This is a genomic window from Azospirillum sp. A29 (assembly GCF_042604625.1).
Taxonomy (GTDB): domain Bacteria; phylum Pseudomonadota; class Alphaproteobacteria; order Azospirillales; family Azospirillaceae; genus Azospirillum; species Azospirillum palustre.
On sequence record NZ_CP170466.1, the window covers coordinates 1,125,473 to 1,144,241 of the forward strand.

The following is an 18,769-nucleotide window of genomic DNA, read 5'->3' on the forward strand; positions in this document are numbered from 1 at the left end:
TCCCGGACATGATCCAGATATGGGTCCGGGGCGCGCCCGCGTTCAAGATGCCTGCCAGGATGCCCACAGTTTCGCGATGGACATGATGACCGAACCGACAAAGCCGCAGCAGGACGCCGCCGAGACGGTGCCCGATACCACGGAAACCAAGGGTCCGGAACAGAAGCCGGGCGAGATCGGCGGCCCGAAGGGGCCGGAGCCGACCCGCTACGGCGACTGGGAGTTCAAGGGACGCTGTTCGGACTTCTGAGCGGAGAGCGACCGTCCCCGGTCACTCCATCCGCCGGCCGGTCACCGCGTCGAACAGGTGCAGGGCGCCGTCCTGCGGGGTGACCGTCAGCCGGTCGCGCTCGCGCACGGTGGGGATGCCGGCCATGCGGACGAGCAGGCTCTCGCCGTCCGGCAGACGGCCATAGACCACGGTGTCGGCGCCCAGCGCCTCGACCAGTTCGATCTCGATGGAGAAGCCACCGGAGAACCCCTCTGCGGCGACGGCCATGTGCTCCGGCCGGATGCCGAGCTTCACCGGACGGCCCGCGTCGGTCGGGCGCGGCTGCGGCAGGGCCAGGCGCTGGCCGCCGGGCAGCAGCACCGCCTCGCCGCGGTCGTCGATACGGCCGTCCAGCACATTCATCGGCGGCGAGCCGATGAAGCCGGCGACGAACAGGCTGGCCGGACGCTGGTAGACCTCCAGCGGCGTGCCGATCTGCTCGGCCACGCCATGGTTCATCACCAGGATGCGGTCGGCCAGCGTCATCGCCTCGACCTGATCGTGGGTGACGTAGAGGCTGGTGATGCCGAGCCGGTCCTGAAGCCGCTTGATCTCCACCCGCATCTGGGTGCGCAGCTTGGCGTCCAGGTTCGACAATGGCTCGTCGAACAGGAAGGCGGCCGGCTCGCGCACGATGGCGCGCCCCATGGCGACGCGCTGGCGCTGGCCGCCCGACAGCTGGCTCGGCCGGCGGTCGAGGAAGCGGCCGAGTTCGAGGATGTTCGCCGCCTTGTCGACGCGCGCCCGGATTTCCGCCTTCGGAATGCCGCGGATCTTCAGGCCGTAGGCCATGTTGTCGAAAACCGTCATGTGCGGATAGAGCGCGTAGTTCTGGAACACCATCGCGATGTCGCGGTCCTTGGGGTCCAGATGGTTGACCACGCGCCCGCCGATGGCGATCTCGCCGCCGGTGATGCCTTCCAGCCCGGCGACCATGCGCAGCAGGGTGGACTTGCCGCAGCCCGACGGGCCGAGCAGGACTAGGAATTCCCCGTCCTGGATCGCGATGTCGATGCCCTTGATCGCTTCGACCGGGCCATAGGACTTGCGGACGTTGCGGATTTCAACGGTTGCCATTGTTCTTCTTTCCCTTCGCCCGCGCTTACTTTTCGCTGTCCACAAGACCTTTGACGAACCAGCGCTGCATGAACACCACCACCGCCACCGGCGGAAGCATCGCCAGCACCGTGGTCGCCATGATGATGTGCCAGTCGTTGGCCGATTCGCCGGTGCCGATCATCTTGGTGATGCCGGTCACGATGGTTTCCATGTCGCCGCTGCTGGTGACCAGAAGCGGCCAGAGATACTGGTTCCAGCCATAGATGAAGAGGATGACGAACAGCGCCGCGATGTTGGTGCGCGACAGCGGCAGCACCACGTCGATGAAGAAGCGCACCGGACCGGCGCCGTCGATCTTCGCCGCCTCCAGCAGTTCGTCCGGAATGGTCAGGAAGAACTGGCGGAACAGCAGAGTCGCGGTGGCCGACGCGATCAGCGGGATGGCCAGACCGGCGTAGGTGTTGATCAGGCCGAGGTCGGCGACGACCTTGTAGGTCGGGATGATCCGCACCTCCACCGGCAGCATCAGCGTGATGAAGATCAGCCAGAAGAAGGCCATGCGCAACGGAAAGCGGAAGAAGGCCACCGCATAGGCCGACAGGATGGAGATGGCGATCTTGCCCAGCGCGATGGACAGCGCCATCACCAGGCTGTTCAGCATCATGGTGCGGACGGGCGTGTACATGGCGCGGTCGCCGGCCTCGCCCACCCAGGCCTGGGCGTAGTTGGTCGCCCCCTGCCCACCCGGCCACAGCGGCAGGCCGCCGCGGCCGATGGTGCCGGAATCCCAGGTGGAGCCGATCAGCGTCACATAGATCGGATAGGCGAAGATCAGGACGCCGACGATCAGGACGATGTGCGGCAGCAGATCGATGAAACGGGTCGGCTTCATGAGTAGTGGACCTTGCGCTCGACGAAGCGGAACTGCACCGCGGTCAGCGCGATGACGATCACCATCAGGATCACCGACTGGGCCGACGATCCGCCGAGGTCGTTGTTGACGACGCCGTCCTGATAGACGCGGAAGATCAGCGTCTCCGTCGCCTTGCCCGGCCCGCCCTGGGTCAGGGCATGGATGGTGCCGAAGGTTTCGAAGAAGGCGTAGACCATGTCGACCACCAGCAGGAAGAAGGTGGTCGGCGACAGCAGCGGGAAGGTGATGGTCCAGAACCGCCGCACCGGACCGGCACCGTCGATGCTGGCCGCCTCCATCACCGAGCGCGGGATCGCCTGCAATCCGGCCAGGAAGAAGATGAAGTTGTAGGACACCTGCTTCCAGCTGGCGGCCATGATCACCATCGTCAGAGCCTGCCCGCCGTTCAGCCGGTAATCCCAATCATAGCCCAGCGCCCGCAGCGCCCGGCCGAAGGACCCGATGTCGGGGTTGAAGATGAACATCCACAGCACCGCCGCGACGGCCGGAGCCAGCGCGTAGGGCCAGATCAGCAGCGTCTTGTAGGCCCGCGCGCCCTTGATCTTCGAATCGGCCAGCACCGCCAGCAGCAGCGCCAGCCCCATCGCAAGCACGGTCACCGCCAGGCTGAAGACGACCGTGACCTTCAGCGTGTCGAGATAGTTCGGGTCGCCCAGCACATTGGTGAAGTTCTCGAACCAGACGAACTCGCTGCGGATGCCGAAGGCGTCCTGCAGATGCACCGACTGCCAGATCGCGTTGGCTGCCGGCCAGATGAAGAACACCAGCGTCACGGCCACCTGCGGCGCCAGCAGCAGGTAGGGCAACAGCCGGTTGTCGAAGGTGACGCGACGCTGCAAAGGATGGTCTTTCGTGAATGGTAAACAGCGCGATCCTTCCCCCGCCACCGGGCGGGGGAAGGATGTTGCAGACGGGATCAGCCCTTGTTGGCGCGCTCGAAGTTGCGCAGCACGGTGTTGCCGCGCTTGATCGAGGCGTCGAGCGCCTGCTTGGCGTCCTGCTGGCCCTGGAAGGCCTTCTCAAGCTCTTCCTGGATGATGTTGCGGATCTCCGGCAGGTTGCCCAGGCGCAGGCCCATGCTGTTCTCGGTGGTCGGCGTCCGGGTCAGCTGAGCGGCCGGCACGTCGGCGCCGGGGTTCTTCTCGTAATAGCCCTGCGCCTTGGCGAGTTCGAAGCCCTTCATCGTCACCGGAACGTAGCCGGTGTCCATGTGCCACTTGGCATCGACCTCGGGCTTGGCGAGGTAGGTGAAGAACTGCGACACCGCCTTGTATTCGGCCGGCGTGCGCTTGGGCGAGGTCATCACCCAGAAGGCGGCGCCGCCGATGATGCTGTTCTTCGGGCCGTCCTTGGCGAATTCCGGCCAGTAGGGCAGCGGAGCGGCACCCCAGGCGAAGGTCGCCTCCTTCAGAATGCGGCTGCGCAGGCCCGACGAGGCGTGGATCATCGCGCATTCGCCCGACGGGAACAGGGCGTCGGGCTTGTTGTCGCGGCCGCCATACTTGAACAGGCCGTCCTTCTGCATGTCGATCAGCGTCTGGACATGCTTGACGTAGAGCGGGGCGTCGATCTTCAGCTCGGCGTTCAAGCCGCCGAAGCCGTTGGCCTGGCTGGCGAAGGGCGTGTTGTGGATGGCACCCAGCTGTTCGAACTGCGCCCACACCGGCCAAGCGGTGGTCAGCGGGCAGGTGGAGCCCGACGCCTTCAGCTTCTTCGTCGCCTCGATCATCTCCGGCCAGGTCGCCGGCGGCTTGTTGGGATCGAGGCCGGCCTTCTGGAAGGCGTCCTTGTTGTAGAACATGATGGTGCTGGAGCTGTTGAACGGCAGCGCCATCATCTTCCCGTCCTTGGACGAGTAGTAACCCTTCACCGCCGGGATGTAGGCGTCGGCGTCGAAGGACGCGCCCGTCTCCTGCATCAGCTGGTAGACCGGCTTCACCGCCGGACCGGCGGCCATCATGGTGGCGGTCCCGACCTCGAACATCTGCACAATGTGCGGCGCGTTGCCGGCGCGGAAGGCGGCGATGGCCGCCTGCATCGTCTCCGGATAGCTGCCCTTGTAGGAGGCGTTGACCTGGACCGCCTGCTGGCTGTCGTTGAAGTCCTTGGCGATCTGCTCCAGCTGGCCGCCCAGCGGCTGCGGCAGGCCGTGCCAGAAATCGACCACGGTCTTCTGCTGCGCGAGAGCCGAGCCCGGCAGTGCGGCGGCGAACAGCAGGGTGGAGGTGGCGGCGGCGCCCGACAGGAGGGCAAGCTTGCGGCGGGTCAACATGCGGTGGGTCTCCCTATCCCGGTATGGTTCGCGGTTGTCATGAGGGCAACGGGTTGCCGTCCCGCGACGCTTTCGTGAAGTTTTGGTGGCAATCGCAGAGGCCGCCGCACACGCCAATGTGAGCGACGTTGTGTGCGATTGCGAAAAAGACCGGCAGCGCGATGATCGCTTTCGAAACTGTTTGGTTGCTCTAACCGTCACACTGCGCACGCATACACGGGTCTGTCAAGACGCCACATTACAGTTTTATGACGTGAAAATCGCGGCGATAAAATGTTGCAGAGCGAAAACGCGCAAGTGCGGAAGGGCTAATGCTGACAGATGGCATCCGGCCGGCGGACGGGCGGCAAAGACCCCGCCTGTCCGGCCATCAGGCTGCGGCTCAACAGGCGGCGCAGGGCGACCGGATCGCAGGGTTTGTGGACCAGGGGAAAGCCGCTGCGGTCGACGCTGCGCAGGCGGTCGGGATCGGTGTCGCCGGTGACGATGACGCCCGGCACCCGCCGGCCGCAGCGGGCACGGACCGCCTGGATGGCGTCGATGCCGGTCTCCGGCCCCGACAGGCGCAGGTCGGACAGCACGAGGTCGGGTGCCGCCGCACCACCCTCCAGCCCGGCACAGGCTTCGTCAATGCCGCGGGCGGGGATGACCGCATAGCCCCAGCCGCGCAGCAGCAGCCCGATCCCCTCAAGCTGCACCGCATCGTCCTCGATCACCAGCACCGTGCCGGTCACCGCGGGAGCGGCAGCGAAGGACGACTGTCCGGCCGCCGGCTCCGGCTCGCTGTCGGCGGAGTCGTCGCCCGAGCGGTCGCCGTCATTGCCGGCCAGCGGCACCTCCACCGCGAAGACGGAGCCCTTGCCGAGCCTGGAGCGCACCGTCACCGGATGCCCCAGCACCTGCCCCAGCCGCCGCACGATGGCAAGGCCGAGGCCCAGCCCCTGCTTGCGGTCGCGTCCCGGATTGCCGAGCTGTTGGAAATCCTCGAAGATCACGGCATGGTTGGACGGGTCGATGCCGACACCGGTGTCCCACACCTCGATGCGCAGGAACTCGCCGCGCCGCCGCGCCGCCAGCAGGACGCCGCCCTTCAGCGTGTAGCGCAGGGCATTGGCCATGATCGGCCGCAGCAGCCGCTCCATCAGTGCCGGGTCGCTGGTGATGTCGGCGTCGAACGGGTGGATGTTGAGGCGCAGGCCCTTAGCCTCCGCCTCCGGGCCGAACTCCTCCAGCATCTTGGCGAACAGCTCGTCGACCGGGAAAGTCTGCTGCTTGGCGGTGACCAGCCCGGCCTCCAGCGCGGAAACCTCCAACAGGGCGCGCAGCAGCGCCTCGCCGCCAAGGATCGCCTGCTCCAGCTTGTTCGCCAGCTCGATGGAAGCCGGATCGGTCAGCCGGCCGCTCAGCAGATGGTGGAACAGGTGCATCGCCTGGAAAGGCTGGCGCAGATCGTGGCTGGCGGCCGACAGGAATTTGCCCTTGGCGGTGCGGGCGCGCTCGGCATCGGCACGGGCCTGGGCCGCCTCCGCCCTGGCTTCGGCCAAGGCGACAGCCCCGGCATCGGCGACGAGAGCCACCGCGCTGGTGCGACCATCGGCGTCCGGCACGGGCGTCAGCGCCAGCGTGGCGGGAAAGCCGGGGAGCGGTCCGGTGGTGGAGGCCGGCGTGCCGGTCGCCATCACCCGCCGCCGCAACCCGTCGATCCCTTCGGCCGTTTCGGCCGGCAGCCCGGCCTCCGCCAGCGACAGCCCCTCCACCCTGCCCGGCGCATGGCCGGTCAGGGTGGCGAAGGCCGGATTCGCCACCAGCACGCGCCCGTCCTCGCCAAGCAGGGCCTGGGGAGAACCGTTGGCCGACAGCAGGGCGTCCAGCCAATCCTCACGTGTCGGAGTTTTTCCAGGGATGAGGGCCATGGCATGTACTCGGCAATGCTAAGGGGCAAGGCTAAGGGGGCGATCATAAGCAGACGAACATGTGAACCGGCGGCAAATGGGAGGTCTACAGACCACCGCGTTACCTCTGCTTTATCTTGTGCCCCGATCGATCGTGTCAAATGTGACCTCAGTCGATCCCATAGGCCGGGATCGTTCGAAAGCCCTAATGCTTTAAGCCGAAACTGGACCGTGGCACCATTCCGACAAAGGGCGGAGGATGCTTCCGCAGCCGGCGCCGGCCGCGCTATAAGACGGCATGGTGCAACGCCCCCCCGCCCTTTTGCGTCGCCGCAAGCGATCCGCCGCCCGGCCGCCCCAGCCGCCCCGCGCGCTGGAGATATCCGGCCTGCCGATTCCGCTGGAGCTGCGGGAAAGCGCGCGCGCGACCCGCATGACCCTGCGGGTCGATGCCGGGCGCGGGCTGGTCCAGGTGGTGGTGCCGGTCGGCGTGTCGGAAACCGATGCCCGCCAGTTCGTCGGCCGGCATGACGGCTGGCTGCGGGCGCGGCTGGCGGCGATGCCGCCGTCCCTGCCCTTCGCCGACGGCGCCAGCGTGCCCTATCTCGGCATCGAGCATGTCATCCGCCACGACCCTGCCATGCGCGGCCCGACACGCATCGAGGACGGCGCCCTGCTGGTCGGCGGCCAGCCGGAACACGTCTCCCGCCGCATCCGCGATTTCCTGATCGCGGAGGCCAAGCGCGAGCTGGCGACCCGTGCCCGGCTGAAGGCCGCGACCATCGGCGCCCGCGTGGCGGCGGTCACGATCCGCGACACCAAAAGCCGCTGGGGCAGCTGTTCGTCCACCGGCCGGCTGTCCTTCTCCTGGCGGCTTATCCTGACGCCGGAGCCGGTGCTGGATTATGTGGTCGGGCACGAGGTGGCCCATCTGCGCGAGATGAACCACTCGCCGCGCTTCTGGGCGCTGTGCGCCAGCCTGACGGACGGCAGCGGCGTGGACTGGCCGCGGGCCTGGCTGAAGGCGAACGGCACGCGGCTGCTGCGGTACGGGTGACGCCCGCCCCCTGACCGACCGCCTAACCCACCGGTTCGGCCATCCGCGGCTCGGCTGCGGCGGCGTCGCGCCGGACGAACTCCAGGAAATCCTCATAGGGCATCGGACGGCCCAGCAGATAGCCCTGGCACTGGTCGCAGCCCATCTCGGCGAGGCAGCCATACTGCTCCTCCGTCTCCACCCCTTCGGCCAGCGTCTGCATGCGCAAGGACCGCGCCATGCCGATGATCGCCTCGGCGATGGCGCCGCTGTCCGGGTTGCCGGTGCGCAGGCCGCTGACGAAGCTGCGGTCGATCTTCAGCTTGTCGACGCGGAAGCGCTTCAGATAGGCCAGCGAGGAATAGCCGGTGCCGAAATCGTCGATGGCGACCGGCACGCCCAGCTCGCGCAGCCGGGAGAAGGTTTCCGACACCACGTCGGACTCGTCCATCAGGACGCTTTCCGTCACCTCCAGCTCCAGGGCCGAGGGCGGGATGCCATAGGCCGACAGCCAGCCGGCCACCCGCTCCGCCAGTCCCGGACGGCGCACCTGCACCGCCGACAGGTTGACGGCGATCAGCAGATCGTGGTGGCGCAGCAGCTCGGCCGCGCGGCGGCAGGCCTCGCCCAGCACCCAATCGCCCAGCGGCAGGATCAGGCCGGTATCCTCGGCCACCGGAATGAACTGGCCGGGCATGATCAGCGTGCCGTCGGGCTGGCGCCAGCGCACCAGCGCCTCCGCCCCGATCAGCCGGCGGCCGTCCATGGAGAACTGCGGCTGGAAATGCAGCTCCAGCTCGTTGTTGGCGAGCGCCCGGCGCAGGTTGCTTTCGGTCCACATCCGGTCGGAGGCGCGGCGGTTCAGCTCCGGCGTGAAGAACTGGTAGGTGGCGCGCCCGGCCTCCTTCGCGGCATACATCGCCATGTCGGCGCTTTTCAGCAGCCCGTCGATGCCGGTGCCGTCGTCGGGGTAGATGGCGATGCCGATGGAGGGCGTGACCTGCAACTCGTGCCCGTCGATCAGATAGGGTTCCGACAAAGCGTGCAGAACCTTGCGGGCGACGATGCCGGCGGCGTCGGGGCCGTCCATGTCGCTGATCAGGATGATGAACTCGTCGCCGCCCTGGCGGCTGACGGTGTCGCTCGCCCGTACGGTGGCGGTCAGCCGCCCGGCCACCTCGCGCAGCAGGTCGTCGCCGACCTGATGGCCCAGGCTGTCGTTGATCGTCTTGAAACGGTCGAGATCGACGAACAGCAGCCCGACCCTGGTGCCGTGGCGCCCGGCGGCCAGCATGGCGCGCTCCAGCCGGTCGCGCAGCAGGAAGCGGTTGGGCAGGTCGGTCAGGAAATCGAACTGCGCCAGATGACGGATACGCTCCTCCTGCGCGCGGGTCGCGGTGATGTCGCTGAAGGCGGCGATGTAGTTGGCGACGGCGCCATCCTCGTTGCGGACCAGCTTGACGCTCAGCCACTCCGGAAACACCTCGCCGTTCTTGCGGGTGCTCCAGATCTCGCCGGCCCAATGGCCGTTTTCGCGCAGCTGCACCCACAAGTCATCGTAGAAGCCCGACGGGTTGCGGTCGGAGCGCAGGAAGTCGGGACTGCGGCCCAGCACCTCGTCGCGGTCATAGCCGGTGATGCGGGAAAAGGCGTCGTTGGCGGCGACGATCTGCCGATGTTCGTTGGCGACGAACATGCCCTCCGCCGCGTTGTCGAACACCTTGGCCGACAGGCGCAGCTGCCATTCCGCCCGCTTGCGCTCGCTGATGTCGCGGGCGATGGCCGAGTAATAGACGTCGCCCTCGTAGGTGATGCGGCTGGCGGTAACCTCCAGCTCCAGCGTGCGGCCGTCGGCGGTGCGGTAGGCGGTCTCGTAATGGCTGGCCGCGTCCTCGCCCTCGGCGGCGAAGCGCTTCAGCAGGTCGGCCTGCCCCATCACGAGGTCTTCCAGCGTCCCGCCCAGGGCCCGGCAGCCGAAGGGATTGATGTAGGCGACGCGCAGGCCGGCGTCGGCGAGCACGACGATCTCCGACACATGGTCGATGAAGAAGTTGGCGAGATACAGCTGGCGCGCCCGTTCGCGCAGCATGCTGTCGCTGTGCCTGACCCGCAGCTGATAGCTGCCGACGATGCGCCGGATCCAGCCGGTGACCAGCCATGACACGCCGACCGACGCGGCCAGCGCCACGGCCAGCACCGCCACCGTGGTCCAGACGCGCTGGTTGACGCCGCGGCTGATCTCCGCCCGGCGGACCTCCATCTCCTTGCCGACATCGTCGATGTAGAAGCCGGCGACCAGGATCCAGCCCCAGACGCTGGGGGCCGAGACATAGGCCATCTTCGGCGTCGGCCGCGCGGTGACCGGGTGGATCCAGTCGTAGCGCAGCTCGCCGCCGCCCTGGCGTCCGAGCTCCAGCAGCCGGGTGACGAGGTCGCGCTCGGTCTTCCACGGCAGGTCGCGGGCGTTCATCCCCTCCGATGCCGGGGCGGTGGGCGACAGCAGCACCTGCCCGTCCTGGCGCAGCACGCCGACATAGCCGGTTTCCCCGAAGCGGAAGGCGCGCAGACGCTCCAGCGATTCGTGCTGCAACCGCGCCTCCACCGCCCCCAGGGAGTCGCTGGCGCCGATCACCCAGTCATAAGGTTCGAAACGGCGGACGAAGGCCAGCTTGTCCACCGCCGCTCTGTCGCCGGTTTGGGCCGGATCGTCCGGCATGCGCCAGCGATAGCGGGCGAAGCCGCGCAGGCTGGGATCCTGGACGGCCCGCATCAGCTCGCGCATCACGGCGGCCCCCTGCGGATCGGGGGCGGAGAAGGGAGAGGTCCCCTCCCGCGACGGGTCGACCGGCATCAGCACCGATTCGCCGTTCAGGTCGTTGATGAAGTAGTAGCCGCGCCCACCGGAAAAGCGCAGCGGCCGCAGCGTCTGCTTGATCGATTCCTTCACCGACGCTTCGGGCAGGATGTCCTTTTCCCGGTCATGGACGCTGCGGGCGATGGAATAGGCCTCGTCGACCTGGGCGCGCAACTGCTCCTTCAGAAGCGGTTCGACGCGGGAGCGCATGTAGGCGAGATAGGACTGCGCGTTCTCCACCTCCTGCACCAGGGCCTGATGCTGCTCCTCGACATAGCGCGCCTCGCTCTGCTGGAGGTCGTGCTCCAGGTCGGCCCAATGCTGCCAGACGAAATAGAGGCCGAGCCCGAGGACGAGCGCCGACACCAGCGCCATCGACGCCAGGAATTGCAGGCGGTAGAGCCGGGCCTCGTCGGACGAGCGCGACGGCGCACGGACCAGCTCGGCGACGGGGTCGGACAAGAAGGGCTCCCTTCGAATGGCCTGTTCGGTGGAACTCGCGGAAACCGACTGGGGCCGGTCCAGATGCGCTGTGCAAGTGTTGCTTAATGCTCGCGCGGATTCAACTGCAAGCAAATCAAATCCACCCGGGCGCGACTCTTTGACTGTTTTCCTCGCGCCTGAATGGACGGCGACGTGCGGATCCGCATGTTGACAGGGAATTGACGGAAAGTGCGCCCGCGCAACGTTAGGCGTGGATTCCCTTAGGCTGGCAAGGATTCACCCATGAAGATTAATGGCGCCAACAGTGGAGCCGGTCGGGCCGGAGGCCGGGCGGACGGATCGGGCCATCGCGAGGCTTTAAAACGCCCCCCGGCACCGCTATGGTCGCGCGCGCGTGCCGTCAGACCCGCAGCCGCTCCTTTTCCAGCGCCAGCATCCTCCGGAGAGTGCCGATGATCCCCCGCTATACCCGCCACGAAATGGCCCGCATCTGGGAGCCGGAAAACCGCTTCCGCATCTGGTTCGAGATCGAGGCGCACGCCTGCGACGCGCAGGCCGAGCTGGGCGTGATCCCGAAGGAGGCCGCCAAGGCGGTGTGGGAGCGCGGCAAGTGGGAGATCGACCGCATCGACGAGATCGAACGCGAGACCCGCCATGATGTCATCGCCTTCCTGACCAATCTCGCCGAATATGTCGGTCCGGAAGCCCGCTTCGTCCACCAGGGCATGACGTCGTCGGACGTGCTGGACACCTGCCTCGCCGTCCAGCTGACCCAGGCCGCCGACCTGCTGCTGGCCGACATGGACGCCCTGCTGGCCGCGCTGAAGCGCCGGGCGTATGAGCACAAGAACACCGTCACCATCGGCCGCAGCCACGGCATCCATGCCGAGCCGACCACCTTCGGCCTGAAGCTGGCCGGCCATTACGCCGCCTTCGCCCGCGGGCGCGAGCGTCTGGTCCAGGCGCGCCAGGACATCGCCACCTGCGCCATCTCCGGCGCCGTCGGCACCTTCGCCAACATCGACCCGCGGGTGGAGGAGCATGTCGCCGCCAAGCTCGGCCTGTCGGTCGAGCCGGTGTCGACCCAGGTCATCCCGCGCGACCGCCACGCCTTCTTCTTCTCCGTGCTGGGCGTGATCGCGTCGAGCGTCGAGAATCTGGCCACGGAAATCCGCCACCTGCAGCGCACCGAAGTGCGCGAGGCGGAGGAGTATTTCCACCCCGGCCAGAAGGGCTCGTCGGCGATGCCGCACAAGCGCAACCCGGTCCTGTCGGAGAACCTGACCGGCCTGGCCCGCATCGTGCGCTCCGCCGTCGTCCCGGCGCTGGAGAACGTGGCGCTGTGGCACGAGCGCGACATCTCCCACAGCTCGGTCGAGCGGATGATCGGTCCCGACGCCACCGTCACCCTGGACTTCGCTCTGGTGCGCCTGACCGGCATGATGGAAAAGCTGGTGGTCTATCCGGAGCGCATGCAGAAGAACCTGGACGACCTGGGCGGGCTGGTCTTCTCGCAGCGCGTCCTGCTGGCCCTGACCCAGGCCGGCATGAGCCGCGAGGACAGCTACAAGGCGGTGCAGCGCAACGCCATGCAGGTGTGGGAAAAGGGCGGCAACTATCTGGACCTGCTGTCGAACGACGCCGACATCGCCAAGCACATCGGCCGCGACAAGCTGGAGCCGATGTTCGACATGACCTACCACACCAAGCATGTCGACACGGTGTTCAAGCGCGTGTTCGGCGAATAACAGGCACCTCCTGTTGAATGAGGGGCATCCGGGCCGTTACGGCGTCTTCCGCAGGGCGGCAAAGACTTGCCGGTGGATGACAAACGGCCCGGCCGCACCTACTCTATTCCGATAAGCGTGTGCCCGGGCGGGGCAATCCTGAACAGAGCGAGGACCAGACCCATGGCGATGGAAGCCGCCACGATCGAAAAGCTCATCAAGGAGGGCATCCCGGACGCGGTCGTCGAGATCGCGGACCTGCGCGGCGACGGCGACCACTATGCCGCGCTCGTCACCTCCGCCGCCTTCAAGGGCAAGAGCCGGGTGCAGCAGCACCAGATGGTCTACGCATCCCTCCAGGGAAAGATGGGCGGGGAACTGCACGCCCTGGCGCTGACCACCGCGGTGCCTGAGGGCGCCTGATCAAAGTTGCAACGGACAAGGCCCCGGCGCCGCCGGGCCTTAATCGGAAGGGTTATCAGGTCATGGTCGATCAGAACGTCGTCGAGCGCATCGAGCAGGACATCAAGAACAACGATGTCGTGCTGTACATGAAGGGGACCCCGGTGTTCCCGCAGTGCGGCTTCTCCGCCGCCGTCGTCCAGGTGCTGAGCCACACCGGCGTCAAGTTCAAGGGCGTCAACATCCTGGAGGATCCGGGCCTGCGCCAGGGCCTGAAGGAATACTCGAACTGGCCGACCTTCCCGCAGCTCTACGTCAAGGGCGAGCTGGTCGGCGGCTGCGACATCGTCCGCGAGATGTACGAGTCGGGCGAGTTGCAGACCCTGATGGCCGACAAGGGCGTCGCCACCGCCGCCTGACCGCATCGCCGGTCCGGTGAGGAACGGAAAAGCCCCGCTCCGGCGGGGCTTTTCCGTGTCCGGCATCAGGTGACGGGCAGCGATGCCGGCCGCGCAGCCCGGCCATGCCCGGCGGCCCGCTGCCGGATTGCACAAACAATGTGCTAAACGGACGGTATGGCTCAGACCCCGCCGCCCGCCCAGGCCCCGACTTCCACAACCGCCGCGTTCGTCGCGGCGCTTGCCTCTTACCTGATCTGGGGGCTGGTCAACCCCGTCTTCTTCAAATCGCTGGGCGATGTCGGCGCGGTGGAGATCGTCGCCCACCGCGTGGTGTGGACCGTGGTGCTGGTCGGCATCGGCGTGCTGGCGACCCGCGGGCCGGCGGCCATCGTCGCCGCGGTCGGCAACTGGCGCCGGCTGGGCATTCTGGTGGTCACCACCCTGCTGGTCACCGTCAACTGGACCGTCTTCATCTGGGCGGTGGTGAACAGCCGGCTGGTCGAGGCCAGCCTGGGATACTTCATCAACCCGCTGGTCAATGTGCTGCTGGGCGTGCTGTTCCTGAACGAACGGCTCAGCCGCGGCCGGATGCTGGCGGTCGCCATCGCCGCGGCCGGCGTCGGCAGCCTCGTCGTCAGCTATGGCGCCGTGCCCTGGGTCGCACTGTCGCTGGCGCTGTCCTTCGGCTTCTACGCCCTGGTGCGCAAGAAGGCGGCGATCGATCCGGTGATCGGTCTGCTGGTGGAAACCGCCCTGCTGCTGCCGGCGGCGTTGGGCTATCTGTTGTGGTTGGGCAGCGACGGCGCCTTCGGCCATGGCTGGGCGGAGAGCACCCTGCTGGTGCTGGCCGGACCGATGACGGCGGTGCCGCTGGTGCTGTTCATGATCGGCGCGAGCAAGCTGACCATGACCACCCTGGGTCTGCTGCAATATGTCGGGCCGACCGGGCAGCTTCTGCTGGGCGTGCTGGTCTATGGCGAGGCCTTCACCCGCAGCCACGCCATCACCTTCGCCTGCATCTGGGTGGCCCTGGCCGTCTTCACCGCCGATGCGGTGCACAGCCACCGTGCCACCACCCGCGCCGCAGCAGCAGCGGAGTAGGCGTCAGCGCGGCGTCAGGCCATGGGCGATGGTGTGGGCCAGCGTGCCGACCATCGCGCAGATGCCGGCATCGTCGCGGCCGAACACCACCTGATCGAGGAAGCCCAGCCCGAAGCTGAGCGTCGCGATGCCGGCCGCCACATTGGCGAGGTCGGCGTCGGCGGCGATGGCGCCGCGCTCGCGATAGCCCTCCAGCCGTTTCAGCAGGCAGGGGATGCGGCTCTCCGACAGGGTGCGCGCCATCTCGTCCGCCACCGCCTGATCGACCAGGGCGCGGGCCAGCACGACACGGGTGAAGTCGCGGCATTTCCAGCTGTGCTTCAGCTGCGCGTGCAGGAAGCGGCCGAGGTCGGTTTCCAGATCGTCGTCCGGCGGCGGCAGGTCGCAGCCGCCGGCTTCCTCGCGCCAATAGCGCTCCACCACTGCCAGCAGCAGCCCGCTCTTCCCTGAGAAATAGCGCTGGATCAGCTGTTCGTTGACCCCGGCCCGCCCGGCGATCTCCCGCGTCGTCGCCGCATCGAAGCCACGCTCGGCGAACACCACCTTGGCCGCGTCGAGCAGCGCGCTTTCCGTCGCGGCACGGTCGCGCTTGCGCGCCCCGCCCTCGCAGGCGCCCTCGGTGCCGTTTCCGGGGCAGCAGCCGTCGGCGTCATTGCTTGCGTCCAAGATCCGTCCCTCTCCAGTCCGCCCCATCCGCGTCACGATGGGCAGCTTCATAATAAGTATGCAGATACATACTTGACAAGCGGCGGCCGTCGGTTCAAGTATGTACTCACATACATACAAGACCTCACCCCAAAAGCCTATTGCCCAACAGGGGGTTATTCCCGCCATGCCGCACAGCAACGACACGCACAGCACCGCCACTCCGGATCTGTTCACCCCGCTGCGTCTCGGCGCAATCGAACTGCCGAACCGCGTCGTCATGGCGCCGATGACCCGCAGCCGCGCCGGTGACGGCAACTGCCCGACCGTGCTCACCGCCGAATATTATGCGCAGCGCGCGTCCGCCGGCCTGATCATCACCGAGGCGACGCAGGTCTGCGACACCGCCCAGGGCTATCCCAGCACGCCGGGCATCCACACCGATGCCCAGACCCTGGCATGGCGTGCGGTGGCCGACGCGGTGCACACGGCCGGCGGTCGGATCGTCACCCAGCTCTGGCATGTCGGCCGCATTTCCCACCCGCGCTTCCAGCCGAACGGCGCCGCCCCGGTCGCCCCGTCGGCCATCGCAGCGAAGGGTCAGCTCTACACCGGCACCGGCATGGAGCCTTTCCCGGTTCCGCGCGCCCTTGAAACCGCCGAGATCCCTGCCCTGGTCCGCCATTTCGCCGACGCCGCCAAGCGCGCCGTCTTCGATGCCGGCCTGGACGGCGTCGAGATCCACGCGGCCAACGGCTATCTGATCGACCAGTTCCTACGCGACGGCACCAACACCCGCACCGACCGGTATGGCGGAACGGTGGAGAATCGCTGCCGCTTCCTGCTGGAGATCCTGGAGGCGACGGCCCATGCCGTCGGCGCCGACCGCATCGGCGTCCGCCTGTCGCCGACCGGCGTGTTCAACGACATGAAGGACAGCGACCCGCTGCCGCATTTCCTGGCGATCACCAAGGCGCTGAACCCCTTCAACCTCGCCTATCTGCATGTGATCGAGGGCAAGCCCGGCCACCACATGGCCCCGCCGGAGGGCGCGCCGCACGTGGCGTCGACCCTGCGCGCCGCCTACAAGGGTCCGTTCATCCTGAATGGCGGCTACAGCCGCGGTGACGCCGTCGCGGCGCTCGCCAACGGCGAGGCCGATGCAGTCAGCTTCGGCGAGGCCTTCATCTCCAACCCGGATCTGCCCGTGCGCTTCCGTGCCGGCGCCTCGCTGGCCGAACCGGACCGCACCACCTATTACGGCGGCGATGCCAAGGGCTACACGGATTACCCGGCGCTGGAATCCATCGCCGCCTGACAGGTTTGCGGCTCCGATTTCCGCCCCCTGGAATCTCCAATCGGGAATCCCCAATCGGGGCCGCAATTCCTCTCGACGTGAGAGAGCGCGTCGTGAGCGCGTCGTGAGACGCAAATCCCCCCTGCCCCCGGCCCGGTTCCCCCCTGGGCCGGGGGGCTTTTTTGTGGGGCCGCCTTATCGGGCCGGGTCGCTCACGCCGCCCCGCCCTCTCCCTCCAACCCGCGGGCAAGTGCCGCGATGGTGCCGTAACCGACCTGATCGGCCGGGTCGATCTCCGCCATCTTGGCGAGGATCGCCAGCGCCTTGTCGCGGTTGTGGCGGCGCAGTTCGATGAAGGCCAGCGCCTTCATGGTGAACAGGAAGAAGCGCGCCGGTCCGGCCGCCGTCCAGTCGGTGGAACCGGCGGTCAGTTGCGACCAGTCGGCCGGAAAGCCGCCCTGGAGTGCCGCGGCATCCAGCCCGATGCGGGCCACCCGCTCCGCCTCCCCCAGCTTCTTGCGGTTAAAGTAGAATTTGTAGAGCGCGTAGAAAACCGGCAGCACCCGCGGTCCCTTGCGGTGGGCCTCCCACAGCAACGCCTCGCAGGCGTCGGGCACGTCGCGGACCCTCACCGCCTCCTGCAAAAGCTCGTCGATCTGTTCGGGCACGTCGCCGAAGGCCATGCGGCCGTTCGACATCCGGAGTTCGATCGGTTCGTCGCTCATCGCTTCCCTCGCCTGAATTTTTCCGCTGCTGCAAGCAACCATCCGACGCACCGACGACGCCCCATGGTAGGCGCGGGCGCGCCGGGAAAGACCACATTAATTTTGTGCGGCGAAGTGTCGCGGCTGTCGCGAATCCGACACGCGCCAAACCCGACAAAACAGTTGGCAAGCGAAACATTGTCGGACTTTCGCCATGCCGATCCGACCAGACAATCATTCTAATTCAATGGTTTGACCATCTGGCACACCCCTTGCTCATGCCTCGTCAGATTGGCCGGCACCCCCGGCAACGCGGCTTGAGGAGGCGGGACATGGTGACTCTGACGGATGCGGCGGTCTCCACCCTGGAACAGGTCCTGGCGAAGTCCGGCGGTGCGGCCGCCGGCCTGCGGATCGCGGTGACCGACGGCGGCTGCGCCGGCCTGAAATACCAGATGGGGCTAGAAGCGGCGGCCGGCGACGACGACACGGTTCTCAGCTTCGGCCCCGTCACCATCTTCGTCGACGCCAACAGCCAACCCTTCCTGTCGGGCGTGGTCGTCGATTTTGTCGAGGGCATCGAAGGCTCGGGCTTCAAGTTCGACAATCCGAACGCGACGAGCAGCTGCGGCTGCGGCAAGTCCTTCTCGGCCGGAGGGGAAGGCGGCGGTTCCTGCTCGACCTCCTCGTCCAGCTGCGGATCGTCGGCCCCCTACTCGACCCACTGAACATCACCGGACAGCTCTTCCAAGACACCTCTTCCCCTAGGCGCGCCCCCACGGAAAGGCAGCAGCGACATGTGGAACTACACCGACAAGGTCAAGGAACACTTCTTCAACCCGAAGAACTCCGGTGTCCTGGACAGCGCCAACGCGGTCGGCGAGGTCGGCTCCATCACCTGCGGCGACGCGCTGCGTCTGATGCTGAAGGTCGATCCCGACACCCAGATCATCCTGGATGCCAAGTTCCAGACCTTCGGCTGCGGATCGGCCATCGCCTCAAGCTCGGCACTGACCGAGATGATCATCGGCAAGACGGTGGACGAGGCGCTGACGCTGACCAACCGGGACATCGCCGAGTATCTGGGCGACCTGCCGCCGGAGAAGATGCACTGCTCCGTCATGGGGGCCGAGGCTCTGCGCGCCGCCATCGCCAACTACAAGGGCGAGGAGTGGGTCGACGACCACGAGGAAGGCGAGCTGATCTGCAAGTGCTTCGGCATCGACGCCGCGATGATCGAGCGCGCGGTGACCGTCAACGGCCTGACCTCGCTGGAAGAGGTCACCCACTACACCAAGGCGGGCGGCTCCTGCCAGACCTGCCACGAGAAAATCGAGGAGGTGCTGGAAGCGGTGATGGCGAAGACCGGCGCGCTGAAGCCCGCCGCCAAGCACACCCCCGGCACCGTCGGCCTCGACGCCATCAAGCCTCTGCCGGCCAGACCGGAACCGGCGGCGGCGCCCAAGCTGACCAATGTGCAGCGCATGCAGGCGATCATGAGCGCCATCGAGGAAATGCGTCCGCAGATCCAGCGCGACGGCGGCGACGTGGAGCTGGTCGACATCGACGGCAAGGACATCTACGTCCGGCTGACCGGCGCCTGCTCCGGCTGTTCGCAGTCGGCCGGCACGATGATGGGCGTGCAGATGAAGCTGGTCGAGAAGCTCGGCGAGTTCGTGCGGGTCAAGCCCGCGTCCCTCATGCCGGCCCACGCGGGCTAAGGGGAGGAA

General features: G+C 67.2%; 17 protein-coding genes. 9 read left to right on the plus strand and 8 right to left on the minus strand.

Annotated features, from left to right (window positions below; genetic code table 11):
• The first annotated feature begins 76 nt into the window (after positions 1 to 76).
• A complete protein-coding gene (locus tag ABNQ38_RS20130; RefSeq protein ID WP_377809911.1) occupies positions 77 to 250 on the plus strand; it encodes a DUF1674 domain-containing protein in 174 nt (57 codons plus the stop codon).
• Positions 251 to 271: 21 nt separating this feature from the next.
• Here the strand turns inward: ABNQ38_RS20130 and ABNQ38_RS20135 are convergent, their stop codons facing one another.
• The 5 genes from ABNQ38_RS20135 to ABNQ38_RS20155 form a co-directional block, all read right to left on the minus strand.
• Positions 272 to 1,348, minus strand: a complete 1,077-nt coding sequence (locus ABNQ38_RS20135) for a sn-glycerol-3-phosphate import ATP-binding protein UgpC (RefSeq protein ID WP_377809912.1) — start codon at positions 1,346 to 1,348, stop codon at positions 272 to 274.
• A gap of 25 nt (positions 1,349 to 1,373) precedes the next feature.
• A complete protein-coding gene (ugpE, locus tag ABNQ38_RS20140; protein ID WP_098740423.1) occupies positions 1,374 to 2,222 on the minus strand; it encodes a sn-glycerol-3-phosphate ABC transporter permease UgpE in 849 nt (282 codons plus the stop codon).
• Positions 2,219 to 3,103, minus strand: coding sequence for a sn-glycerol-3-phosphate ABC transporter permease UgpA (ugpA, locus tag ABNQ38_RS20145; protein WP_109096928.1), 885 nt, complete (start codon positions 3,101 to 3,103; stop codon positions 2,219 to 2,221). Before ugpA ends, ugpE begins: the two co-directional genes overlap by 4 nt.
• A gap of 77 nt (positions 3,104 to 3,180) precedes the next feature.
• A complete protein-coding gene (gene ugpB, locus ABNQ38_RS20150; RefSeq protein ID WP_377809913.1) occupies positions 3,181 to 4,536 on the minus strand; it encodes a sn-glycerol-3-phosphate ABC transporter substrate-binding protein UgpB in 1,356 nt (451 codons plus the stop codon).
• Positions 4,537 to 4,844: 308 nt separating this feature from the next.
• On the minus strand, positions 4,845 to 6,449 hold the full coding sequence (locus ABNQ38_RS20155) for an ATP-binding protein (RefSeq protein WP_377809914.1): 1,605 nt from the start codon (positions 6,447 to 6,449) through the stop codon (positions 4,845 to 4,847).
• A 277-nt stretch (positions 6,450 to 6,726) separates the two neighbouring features.
• On the opposite strand from ABNQ38_RS20155, the gene ABNQ38_RS20160 reads away from it, so the two are divergent.
• A complete protein-coding gene (locus ABNQ38_RS20160; protein ID WP_377809915.1) occupies positions 6,727 to 7,485 on the plus strand; it encodes a M48 family metallopeptidase in 759 nt (252 codons plus the stop codon).
• A gap of 22 nt (positions 7,486 to 7,507) precedes the next feature.
• Here ABNQ38_RS20160 and ABNQ38_RS20165 read toward each other — a convergent pair whose 3' ends face one another.
• Complete coding sequence (locus ABNQ38_RS20165) at positions 7,508 to 10,780, minus strand: EAL domain-containing protein (RefSeq protein WP_377809916.1); 3,273 nt, start codon at positions 10,778 to 10,780, stop codon at positions 7,508 to 7,510.
• Positions 10,781 to 11,214: 434 nt separating this feature from the next.
• On the opposite strand from ABNQ38_RS20165, the gene purB reads away from it, so the two are divergent.
• The 4 genes from purB to rarD all read left to right on the plus strand — a co-directional run bounded on the left by purB (position 11,215) and on the right by rarD (position 14,393).
• On the plus strand, positions 11,215 to 12,510 hold the full coding sequence (purB, locus tag ABNQ38_RS20170; protein ID WP_109051283.1) for an adenylosuccinate lyase: 1,296 nt from the start codon (positions 11,215 to 11,217) through the stop codon (positions 12,508 to 12,510).
• 162 nt (positions 12,511 to 12,672) lie between these two features.
• Positions 12,673 to 12,912: a BolA family protein gene (locus tag ABNQ38_RS20175; protein WP_012973287.1), complete on the plus strand. Its 240-nt coding sequence runs from the start codon at positions 12,673 to 12,675 to the stop codon at positions 12,910 to 12,912.
• A 62-nt stretch (positions 12,913 to 12,974) separates the two neighbouring features.
• Positions 12,975 to 13,310, plus strand: a complete 336-nt coding sequence (grxD, locus tag ABNQ38_RS20180) for a Grx4 family monothiol glutaredoxin (RefSeq protein ID WP_085088255.1) — start codon at positions 12,975 to 12,977, stop codon at positions 13,308 to 13,310.
• A 156-nt stretch (positions 13,311 to 13,466) separates the two neighbouring features.
• Positions 13,467 to 14,393, plus strand: a complete 927-nt coding sequence (gene rarD, locus ABNQ38_RS20185; protein ID WP_377809917.1) for an EamA family transporter RarD — start codon at positions 13,467 to 13,469, stop codon at positions 14,391 to 14,393.
• Positions 14,394 to 14,396: 3 nt separating this feature from the next.
• Here the strand turns inward: rarD and ABNQ38_RS20190 are convergent, their stop codons facing one another.
• Positions 14,397 to 15,059, minus strand: coding sequence for a TetR/AcrR family transcriptional regulator (locus tag ABNQ38_RS20190; protein WP_377809918.1), 663 nt, complete (start codon positions 15,057 to 15,059; stop codon positions 14,397 to 14,399).
• A gap of 166 nt (positions 15,060 to 15,225) precedes the next feature.
• On the opposite strand from ABNQ38_RS20190, the gene ABNQ38_RS20195 reads away from it, so the two are divergent.
• Complete coding sequence (locus tag ABNQ38_RS20195; protein WP_377809919.1) at positions 15,226 to 16,356, plus strand: alkene reductase; 1,131 nt, start codon at positions 15,226 to 15,228, stop codon at positions 16,354 to 16,356.
• A 191-nt stretch (positions 16,357 to 16,547) separates the two neighbouring features.
• On the opposite strand, the gene ABNQ38_RS20200 is transcribed toward ABNQ38_RS20195, so the two are convergent.
• Positions 16,548 to 17,060: a hypothetical protein gene (locus ABNQ38_RS20200; protein WP_377809920.1), complete on the minus strand. Its 513-nt coding sequence runs from the start codon at positions 17,058 to 17,060 to the stop codon at positions 16,548 to 16,550.
• A gap of 311 nt (positions 17,061 to 17,371) precedes the next feature.
• Here ABNQ38_RS20200 and ABNQ38_RS20205 point away from each other — a divergent pair, with 311 nt between their 5' ends.
• Both ABNQ38_RS20205 and nifU read left to right on the plus strand, forming a co-directional pair.
• On the plus strand, positions 17,372 to 17,767 hold the full coding sequence (locus ABNQ38_RS20205) for a HesB/IscA family protein (RefSeq protein ID WP_377809921.1): 396 nt from the start codon (positions 17,372 to 17,374) through the stop codon (positions 17,765 to 17,767).
• A gap of 69 nt (positions 17,768 to 17,836) precedes the next feature.
• A complete protein-coding gene (nifU, locus tag ABNQ38_RS20210) occupies positions 17,837 to 18,760 on the plus strand; it encodes a Fe-S cluster assembly protein NifU (RefSeq protein WP_377809922.1) in 924 nt (307 codons plus the stop codon).
• Positions 18,761 to 18,769: the final 9 nt, after the last annotated feature.